At 37.5% G+C, this 9,399-nt stretch carries 10 protein-coding genes; 6 read left to right on the forward strand and 4 right to left on the reverse strand.

Going from position 1 to position 9,399, the window contains the following annotated elements; all coding sequences use genetic code 11:
- Position 1: 1 nt before the first annotated feature.
- From D0T85_RS16555 to D0T85_RS16565, 3 genes are all read left to right on the forward strand, one after another.
- On the forward strand, positions 2-346 hold the full coding sequence (locus D0T85_RS16555) for a hypothetical protein (protein WP_163214643.1): 345 nt from the start codon (positions 2-4) through the stop codon (positions 344-346).
- 201 nt (positions 347-547) lie between these two features.
- Positions 548-1,138, forward strand: a complete 591-nt coding sequence (locus tag D0T85_RS16560; RefSeq protein ID WP_163214644.1) for an LEA type 2 family protein — start codon at positions 548-550, stop codon at positions 1,136-1,138.
- An 87-nt stretch (positions 1,139-1,225) separates the two neighbouring features.
- Entirely contained in the window at positions 1,226-2,224 is a 999-nt protein-coding gene (locus tag D0T85_RS16565) for a malate dehydrogenase (protein ID WP_163214645.1), read from the forward strand.
- 5 nt (positions 2,225-2,229) lie between these two features.
- On the opposite strand, the gene D0T85_RS16570 is transcribed toward D0T85_RS16565, so the two are convergent.
- From D0T85_RS16570 to D0T85_RS16580, 3 genes are all read right to left on the reverse strand, one after another.
- Entirely contained in the window at positions 2,230-4,533 is a 2,304-nt protein-coding gene (locus D0T85_RS16570; protein ID WP_163214646.1) for a BamA/TamA family outer membrane protein, read from the reverse strand.
- 98 nt (positions 4,534-4,631) lie between these two features.
- On the reverse strand, positions 4,632-5,876 hold the full coding sequence (locus tag D0T85_RS16575; protein WP_163214647.1) for a TonB family protein: 1,245 nt from the start codon (positions 5,874-5,876) through the stop codon (positions 4,632-4,634).
- A 25-nt stretch (positions 5,877-5,901) separates the two neighbouring features.
- Entirely contained in the window at positions 5,902-6,270 is a 369-nt protein-coding gene (locus tag D0T85_RS16580) for a BlaI/MecI/CopY family transcriptional regulator (RefSeq protein WP_163214648.1), read from the reverse strand.
- 160 nt (positions 6,271-6,430) lie between these two features.
- Between D0T85_RS16580 and D0T85_RS16585 the strand changes: the two genes are divergently transcribed.
- The 3 genes from D0T85_RS16585 to D0T85_RS16595 are packed head-to-tail and all read left to right on the forward strand — an operon-like array spanning position 6,431 to position 7,843.
- Positions 6,431-6,724, forward strand: a complete 294-nt coding sequence (locus D0T85_RS16585; RefSeq protein ID WP_163214649.1) for a hypothetical protein — start codon at positions 6,431-6,433, stop codon at positions 6,722-6,724.
- The gene (locus D0T85_RS16590; protein ID WP_163214650.1) at positions 6,721-7,086 is read left to right on the forward strand and encodes a type II toxin-antitoxin system RelE/ParE family toxin; all 366 of its coding nucleotides are present in this window, start codon (positions 6,721-6,723) and stop codon (positions 7,084-7,086) included. The genes D0T85_RS16585 and D0T85_RS16590 overlap by 4 nt, the downstream gene beginning before the upstream one ends.
- A 1-nt stretch (position 7,087) precedes the next feature.
- Complete coding sequence (locus tag D0T85_RS16595; RefSeq protein WP_163214651.1) at positions 7,088-7,843, forward strand: RNA methyltransferase; 756 nt, start codon at positions 7,088-7,090, stop codon at positions 7,841-7,843.
- Between the two features lie 5 nt (positions 7,844-7,848).
- Here D0T85_RS16595 and D0T85_RS16600 read toward each other — a convergent pair whose 3' ends face one another.
- Positions 7,849-9,339: an IMP dehydrogenase gene (locus D0T85_RS16600; RefSeq protein WP_163214652.1), complete on the reverse strand. Its 1,491-nt coding sequence runs from the start codon at positions 9,337-9,339 to the stop codon at positions 7,849-7,851.
- Positions 9,340-9,399: the final 60 nt, after the last annotated feature.

The following is a 9,399-nucleotide window of genomic DNA, read 5'->3' on the forward strand; positions in this document are numbered from 1 at the left end:
AATGAAAAAGCTTATTTATTTATTTGCAGTAGTAGCAATGGCAACAGGGTTTACATCGTGTAGTAACGATCATGATAACAACAACACAGAACCCAATTTGGAACTTCGTGCAGCAATGCTTGGTTATACAGATGTAGATGCCTATAAAAGATCTGTAGCAGAACAGTGTGCAGCTGGTAACCATGAAAATTGTGATATACAGAATGATGGCACCCATCAGGTTTGTGCTTACGAAGACCATAGCGGCACAAAACACGATGGCTCGCATCACAATGGAAGCGACCACGGAACACACGATGAAAACGGACATTCACATAATTCACATGGAAACGGCAATCATCATTAATTCATAAGAATGGAAGGAGTTAAAGGGAGTTATCAGGAGCTTTGCTCCTTAGCTAAGATACTTCAGAGCATCTAAAGCTTTAACTCCTAGCGAAGCGATAACTCCTTCCATTCTGGAATAGCTTTATTTATTAAAAAATATTCTGATAACAAAGTGGCAGTACAAAGAGATTTTATACTTTTGCATGAAAAATACATTATTATGAAAATCAGAACAACGCTAATTATTATTTTACTAGCCTTACCTTTTTTATCCGGATGTGATGTTGCCAAGCAAATGAGTGGTGCTTACAATGTTATTAACTGCAAGTATGATTTTAACTCCATCTCTAACCTCAACCTTGCCGGAATAAATGTAAATGAGGGTCTATCATTTACCAACATTGCCAAAGCCACTTCTATTTTATCAGGCAATGCTAGCTCAATTCCATTGAACTTTACCCTGAATCTGAATGTAGAAAACCCCAGCCAATCGGCAGCTTTTCTAAATGGGTTGGATTATATCCTGAGTATTGACAACATTCAGTTTACTACCGGTTCATTATCACAAACTTTAAATGTTCCCGGAAACGGAACAGGTATTCTACCGCTTTCTATTGGGTTCGACTTGGCTACCTTATTAAAAGGCGACACAAAAGATGCTGTAGTTGGAATCACCAAGAACTTTCTTGGCATAGGCAGTCAGAAGTCAAATATTACCTTCCAGATACGTCCTACATTTGTTATTGGCAACATTTCGGTACCATCACCCGCTTACATTCCTGTAAGTTTTGCTTTTGGTGGTAAAAAATAGTATTTAGCTTTTTTCTCAGTACCAATAAACAAATAAACCAATCTTATGTTTATTAAGATACAATAACAATCTAATAAACATAAGATTATGGAATTTCTAACAACAGAAAAATTAACTATTGTAGGAGCAGCCGGAATGATTGGCTCCAACATGGCACAGTCTGCCATCCTCATGGGACTATCGTCTAATATTTGTTTGTACGATCCTTATGCTAAAGGACTGGAAGGCGTTGCCGAGGAATTATTGCAATGCGGCTTTAAAGGTATCAATATTACATATACCAACAGTATAGAGGAAGCTCTTAAAGACAGTAAGTATATTGTTACATCGGGAGGTGCTGCTCGTAAAGAGGGCATGACACGAGAGGACCTGTTGAAAGGTAATGCCGAAATAGCTATTCAATTTGGAAAAGATATTAAACAGCATTGTCCGGATGTAAAACATGTTGTTGTAATATTCAACCCGGCAGATATTACAGGACTACTTGTGCTGCTATATTCAGGATTAAAACCTTCACAAGTTTCAACATTGGCTGCTTTAGATAGTACCAGACTACGAAACGAATTAGCTAAACATTTTAATGTACATCCGGATAAAATAACTAATTGCCGGACTTATGGAGGCCATGGAGAACAAATGGCTGTATTTTCTTCGACTGCAACAGTTGATGGAAAACCTTTAAACAAGCTTATAGGAACCCCTGCTCTTACCGATGCTGAATGGACCAGTATAAAAGAAAAAGTAGTTCAAGGTGGAAAAAAAATCATTGAATTACGAGGACGCTCTTCTTTTCAAAGTCCATCGTATTTATCGTTAGAAATGTTGCAGGCAGTTATGGGTGGACAAAAATTTGATTGGCCTGTTGGTGTGTATGTTTCAAATAAAGAATTTTCGAATATAATGATGGCTATGGAAACAAAGCTTGATAAAGACGGAGTACACTACCAAACAGTACAAGGTACACCTAACGAGCATAAATCTTTATCACAAAGCTATGTGCATTTATGCGATCTGAGAGATGAACTTATTAAATCGGGGGTTATTCCTGCAATAAATGAATGGAGAACTATAAACCCAAACTTATAAGTTAATCAGAACGGATAACCTACTGCAAAATGGAAGGCAAAGTCTCTTTTGAAATTGGGATGTATAATCGGATAACGTTTTTTTCCGCTCTCATATTCAGGATTCAATGCCTTCATCCCTCCATCAAAGCGTATAACAAAGAAATCAAAATCTAAACGCAAACCCAAACCATAAGCAACAGCTATTTGCTTATAGAACTTATCGAAATAAAATTTCCCTCCTGGCTGACTTTCATAATTACGAATGCTCCAGATATTACCTGCATCAATAAAGAAAGCTCCTTGGAATTTCCAGAAGAGACGGCTTCGTAACTCAATACTGGCATCAAATTTTATATCTCCCGACTGATTAAGGAAGTTACCATCTCCAGGAAAAGTTCCCGGTCCCAAACTACGTACAGACCACCCACGAACACTGTTAGCCCCACCAGAAAAGTATTGTTTCTCAAACGGAACCACATCGGCATTTCCATAAGGTACAGCTACTCCAAGCCCAACATGGTATGCTATTGAGTTTCGCTGATCTAATGCCATGTTCTTTGCAAAGTCAAAATCGAACTTCAAATATTGTGCAAACGGGATATTAAAGATTGAATACTCACCATCAGCATTTTTAGAAAGACCTAACATTTTAGAGAAAGCAAAAAGCACATTTCCTGCCGATTCAACTCCGGCACGGATAGTATAAGAGTTCGAAGCAATTGTATTGTTGTTTAAACCAGCGCCAATACTGTTGTAATTATACATGTAACCCATACGTACAATAAACCTGTCTTTGTAATTGTATGCCAGAATATAATTCTTTTTCTCATCATTCAGATAGTCTTCTTCAAACTTTGGAGACTTCCAGGGCATATATAAATAATTAACGTCAATAAGATCAAATCTATGATTAACCCGTTGGTCGCGTTGGGTCCATTTATAGCCCCAAGAGCCTGAAAGAACCGTACGCGAAAACTCCGGACGGATTTGATAATTATACTGTAGCCCAAACTCGGTTGTTGCTCTGATTCCTCTTTTGAATTTAGAAGTCAGGAAAGGAAACAGGAATCGTGGAAAGTTAACAGTAGTTTCAACTCCCCATTCTCTATAGTTGTCATAACTATAATCTTCCTTACTCAATCCGGAAATTGCTTCATAAGCACCTCTAAACTTTACCATAAACCGTTCGGAACCTTTAAATATATTACGGTGTTGATAGGTTACAGATGCAGCGGCCCCTAAATCGCCGGCCGAGTTTGTTCCGTCCAACTCAAACGATACTGACTGATGTTTGCTTTTAGTGAGTAAGATATAAGCATTCAGCTTAGTGGTATCACCTACCTGAGTTTCGGCAAACCGTATATTGGTATATTTCAAGGCAGATAAACGTCCAAAGTTATTATAAGTGCTCTGCACATTCTTTTCGTTATACAATTCTCCCGGCTGAATGCGAAGATTGTTTAACAATACCTTAGGACGCATGTACATTCCATCTTTAAAATAAATAGGATAACCGCGGTAATGAATTGAATCATTTATTTCAATACTACTTCGCACAGAAGTTTGCATCGGATCATAATCAGCAATAAAATTCACCTTATTTATAGCATATTGGCTATGTTCCTGAGGTTCGGCACCTGTGTGCTTATATAAATTTAAATGCAAAGTTAAATCAACCTCATATGTATTTCTTACAGTATCTGCTTCGTAGTTAATGTAATCTTTATTAAACTTATAATATCCATTAGATAACAAATACTTGGTTATTCGTTGGCGCTCTGCATCCAGCACATTTACATCGAGCACCATACCCTTTTTAAGATAAGTGTTGGCCGAGTCTTGTGTTAGGTATTTTGCTATTTTATGATCCTCAATATTGTAATACAATGAGCGCACAATATACGGTTTACCCGAAGTTACTTTATAAGTTAAGGAGAGTTTCTTCTTTTTAGTTCGCTCAATCTTTTCTACCTGTGCGCTCATGTAACCCATGTTGTGAACAGCTTTGGTCATCTCTTCTTCCGAACGCATTGCCAGTCCACGGTCGTATAATACCGGAGCCTGTCCCATTTTACGCAATACTTTGTTTATCCATTTGGTAGAATCGCGTCCGGAAAGACTGTAAATGTGAAGTTGGGTTTTAAAAAGGCTAAACCACTTGGAGTTTGGGTTTTGCCTGACATAAGGCTCAAGAGCCTCCTTCTTTATTTTTCTATTGTCTGTTTGTATCTTTACATTGTCTAACAGATATGCCCCTTCGGGTACAAACTTAGTAGACGAACATGAAGCCAGTAACAGTATAATAATAAGGAAAGAAAGATTCTTCATGCTGGGAATTTCAATAAACCATTTAGCATACAAACTTAAATAAAATGTTCGATTTATATGCCAGTTTAATAAAATTTATATTCGTTGCAGAGGAGTTATTACTGCAATCTGAAAGTTATTGGGACAGTATATTTTACCTGTACAGGTTTTCCTCTTTGTTCGCCAGGAATCCATGCAGGCATTCCTGAAATTACACGAATCGCTTCCTTATCGAGCGACTCTTCTACACTACGTACTACTACCGGATTAGTGATTACCCCACTCTTACTTACCACAAATTGCACAATTACACGTCCCTGTATTCCTTTTTCCTGTGCAGCGAGCGGATATTTAATAGATGAATTCAGATAACGCATTAAAGCTGTCTGTCCTCCTGGATATTCCGGCATCTTTTCAACTATTTCGAATATAGTATCTTCAACCTTTTCAACCGGTATTAATTCTTCTTCCTTATTCTGCTCCATGTAATTCTGACAGTTACTGAAAATCAACAGAAAAGCAATAAATGGTATAAAAAGCAAATACTTATATACCATAAATGCAGGAGTTGCTTTCCGGTTTAACATTTTCAGTCGGCTTTTTAAAGGCAGTATACTAAAGCTATTATATAACGCAACAGGCAAGTGAGAGGTTTGTTTTAATCCTATCAGATGATACTGGTAACTTTTCTTGTTATAACCTGAGTTTATAACCTGCCTGTCGGCCAGGTATTCATGGTTAATCCGCATTTCATTTCGTAAAAGCCAAACAAAAGGATTAAACCAGTTGAATATAATTATTAGTTGAATAAACAATACATCTAACGAATGACGCTCTTTAGCATGAGTTTGTTCATGATGTAATATTTCATAAAGTTCTTCGCAGCTATATAAATCTGGAGATACACAAATCCAATTAAAGAATGAGTATGGTTCTGTTCTTTCTTTGAAAGTACAAACTTTAATTCCATTTATAACAGTTTTATTGCTTTGGAATATCTTTCTTGTAATTTTTCTTATTTCCAGTAACGAGCGGGTAGATAAGAGAACAATACCAATTATATACAGAATTCCTAAAGCATGATACCAGTTAAATATTGGGGCATCAGTTTCTTCTGTTGATATTGTGACTTCCGGTAATAATCCATCGTACAAAGAAGATAATGCTGTTATTGTTGCATTGTTCTGATCGTAAGCTAATTCAAATTCAATAAAAGGATACAAAACGGAAACAATACATATTAGAAGTAATACGTACCTTTTAAGACGCAGAAAAGTATCTTTACCAAACAACAGCTTGTATAAAAGATACAACACAACAAAAGCAATATTTACTTTCAACAGATAGAGAATGAGTGTTTCCATAGATGAAAGAATTATTTAAAAGGTACTATGATTCTTCATTCTCTATTATATCCAGAAGCTCTTTCAATTCATCTTTGGATATTTTGCGGTCTTTCACAAAGAAAGAAACCATTTCTTTATAAGACCCTGTGAAGTAATCTTTTACTACTCCATTCAGAAACTTCCGTTTATAATCTGTTTCTTTTATGGCAGGATAATATTGTATGGAGTTACCCACTTTATAAGGAGATAAATATTTCTTCTTCTCCAGATTACGCACAATAGAAGCTAGGCTTGTATAGGGTGGTTTGGGATCTGGCATTTCGTTTAACACCTCCCGTATAAAACTTGGTCCTAAGTTCCAAAAGTAAAGCATTACTTCTTCCTCTTGCTGAGTTAATTTCTCTTTCTTCATTTCCTGATTACTTTTAGTATTCTTGAAAGTAATGACTCTCTTTTACAAAGATACTTAATTTATAAATATTGAGCAAGTCAGTATTCTCGTTTTATATTCTTTCAACTACAAAATATCTCGCAAAATGTTTACCTTTGCATTATATCAAAGAATTAGCATTATGACTTACACCGAATTACAAACCCGCAAAGCTCAACTCATAGCTTTCATTGAAGAAGAGGTATATAACGAACAGCAACTACTGAAATACGAAACCATGCTTATGGGGTTCGAAGGAGGTGTAATGCCACATCAAATATCGCCCAATTATCCTTATTCTCCTTCGGAAGAGAAACTAAAATCGATTGTTACCCAAGCAATAGAAGACGACAAAAATGGTTCATTTATTGATGGAGCTGAATTTGAAAAGAAGCTATATGAAAGAAGAAAAAGAGAGGAGACTCTATCATTATGATTTATCGTCTCTCTCCTCAGGCCGAAAATGATCTTATGGCCATTGAGATTTATTATACAGGTGTTGGCAACAAACAAGCAGGTAATCGTATTGTTGACAGTATCATATCTTGTATCCATACCCTTATACATCATCCTTATCTTGGCCATCCAGAACCAATGCTTCAAGAATTTCCTCAAAGTTTTCGAACAATGGTTAATGTACCCAACTATAAAATTGTTTACTGGGTTGAAGAAGATATTGTGAAAATAGCTACCATCTTCGACTGCCGACAGTTTCCAATGAAACTACATAATCTTATTAATAAAGGCAACATGTGGATATGTGAGCCACAGGTAGAATACAAAAAAAGTAGGCAGTAAAATGACATTAAGCAAGAATAAAATCAAATACATCCACTCACTGGAGCTAAAAAAGAAGAGAAAAGAAGAGAAAGTTTTTCTTGCCGAAGGTCCCAGATTAATAGAGGAACTACTTCCTTGTTTCCAGTGCAACCTACTTATAGCAACAGCCGAATGGTTAAGCAAAAATCCGGATATAAATACTTCTGAAATTATAGAAGTAAACCAGGAAGAGCTTCAACGGGTTAGCCTTTTAAAAGCTCCACAGCAGGTATTAGCTGTATTTAAACAACCCGAATATGTTCTGAACATGAACGAACTCCAAAACAATCTCACCATTGTTTTAGATGATGTGCAAGACCCTGGCAACTTAGGAACAATTATCCGGCTGGCCGACTGGTTTGGTATTGAAAACGTTATCTGTTCTCCTAACTCGGCCGAAGTTTACAATCCGAAGGTAATTCAAGCTACGATGGGAGGCATTGCCCGTGTAAAAGTACATTATACTCCCCTACTCCCTTTATTAGATAAACTCAACAATAGCTTACCTGTTTACGGAACGTTTCTGGATGGTGAAAATATGTACCAGCAACAGTTAAGTAAAAACGGGCTGATTATTATGGGGAATGAAGGAAACGGTATTAGCAGTGAACTGGAAAAAAAAGTAAGCCGGAAACTGTATATACCCAATTATCCGGCTGATAGAAATACGTCAGAATCGCTCAATGTAGCAATTGCAACAGCTATAGTTTGTGCTGAGTTCAGAAGACAAGGCTAACTCACTCATTTGTCTTTCAGCATCACATCATGCGCTCCTCCTTCTACAATGCTGGTCGATGATACAAGAGTTATTTTTGCATTCTCCTGTAACTCAGCTATTGTTATCGATCCGCAGCTACACATGGTTGCTTTAATCTTACCCAATGTAAGATTAAGGTTATCTTTCATTTTTCCGGCATAGGGCACATAACTATCTACACCTTCTTCAAATTTAAGGTTTTCTGTTCCACCCATATCATAACGTTGCCAGTTCTGGGCACGGTTCGAACCTTCGCCCCAGTATTCTTTTACATAATTATTACCTACACGCAATACCTTTGTGGGCGATTCGTCGAAACGGGCAAAATAACGTCCCATCATTAAAAAATCGGCTCCCATTGCCAAAGCTAGTACCATGTGATAATCGTGCACCAAACCACCATCGCTGCAAATAGGTACATAGGTACCTGTACTTTTATAATATTCATCGCGAGCTTGTGCAACATCAATCAATGCAGTTGCCTGTCCGCGGCCTATACCTTTTTGCTCACGGGTAATACAAATAGAGCCACCACCAATACCTACCTTAATAAAGTCGGCCCCAGCTTTTACCAGATAATCAAACCCATCCTTATCAACCACATTTCCGGCTCCTACCAGTACCGAATTTCCATAATTTTCTCTTATCCAAAGAAGGGTTTCCTGCTGCCATTCAGAATATCCATCGGACGAATCAATACAAAGAACATCTACTCCGGCATCCACCAAAGCAGGAACACGCTCTTTATAGTCGCGGGTATTTATTCCGGCACCAACCAACAATTTCTTTTCCGGAGTAAGCAGCTCCAACGGGTTTTCCCGGTGACTATCGTAATCTTTGCGGAAAACAAAATATACCAGATTCTGGTCTTTGTCAATTATAGGGAGGGAGTTCACTTTATGTTCCCAGATTATTTCGTTAGCCTCGGTAAGCGACATTCCCAACTGCCCAACATGCAGCTTATCGAACGGAGTCATAAACTCTTTCACTTTTTTGTCTAAACCATCTTTTTCTATCCGGTAATCGCGGCTTGATACCAATCCCAACAGTTTACCATTAGGAGAACCATCGTGCGTTATGCCTATGGTGTTGTGGCCCATTTTTTTAACCAATGCCACAACATCGCACAACGTATGTTCGGGTGTAAGATTAGCATCGCTCACCACAAAGCCAGCCTTAAACTTCTTTACTTTGCGCACCATCTCGGCCTGAGTGTCGATGGGCTGCGAGCCAAAAATAAATGATAATCCACCATTACGGGCCAGTTCTATTGCCAACTCGGGCCCCGATACCGATTGCATAATGGCCGAAACGAACGGTATATTTAAGGATATTGCAGGTTTTTCGTTTGCCCGATATTTAACAAGCGGGGTACGTAACGATACATTTGAAGGTACACATGACTTTTTAGTCAAACCGGGAATTAGAAGATATTCGCCGAAGGTTCTGGATACATCAGGTAAATAGTTTGCCATATTGATTAATATTGCTTGGTGAGTTTCTTACAAAATTAATCAAATAGTTTGATTATTAAA

It is taken from the genome of Bacteroides sp. 519, from assembly GCF_010500955.1.
Lineage (GTDB): Bacteria > Bacteroidota > Bacteroidia > Bacteroidales > Bacteroidaceae > Bacteroides.

What these genes read in the sequence shown, in the direction of transcription:
- D0T85_RS16580 (WP_163214648.1), bottom strand. Translation starts at nt 6,270, where the DNA reads ATGAAGAAAGAGAAATTAACTCAGCAAGAGGAAGAAGTAATGCTTTAC.
- D0T85_RS16595 (WP_163214651.1), top strand. Translation starts at nt 7,088, where the DNA reads ATGACATTAAGCAAGAATAAAATCAAATACATCCACTCACTGGAGCTA.
- D0T85_RS16560 (WP_163214644.1), top strand. Translation starts at nt 548, where the DNA reads ATGAAAATCAGAACAACGCTAATTATTATTTTACTAGCCTTACCTTTT.
- D0T85_RS16565 (WP_163214645.1), top strand. Translation starts at nt 1,226, where the DNA reads ATGGAATTTCTAACAACAGAAAAATTAACTATTGTAGGAGCAGCCGGA.
- D0T85_RS16590 (WP_163214650.1), top strand. Translation starts at nt 6,721, where the DNA reads ATGATTTATCGTCTCTCTCCTCAGGCCGAAAATGATCTTATGGCCATT.
- D0T85_RS16575 (WP_163214647.1), bottom strand. Translation starts at nt 5,876, where the DNA reads ATGGAAACACTCATTCTCTATCTGTTGAAAGTAAATATTGCTTTTGTT.
- D0T85_RS16585 (WP_163214649.1), top strand. Translation starts at nt 6,431, where the DNA reads ATGACTTACACCGAATTACAAACCCGCAAAGCTCAACTCATAGCTTTC.
- D0T85_RS16570 (WP_163214646.1), bottom strand. Translation starts at nt 4,533, where the DNA reads ATGAAGAATCTTTCTTTCCTTATTATTATACTGTTACTGGCTTCATGT.
- D0T85_RS16600 (WP_163214652.1), bottom strand. Translation starts at nt 9,339, where the DNA reads ATGGCAAACTATTTACCTGATGTATCCAGAACCTTCGGCGAATATCTT.
- D0T85_RS16555 (WP_163214643.1), top strand. Translation starts at nt 2, where the DNA reads ATGAAAAAGCTTATTTATTTATTTGCAGTAGTAGCAATGGCAACAGGG.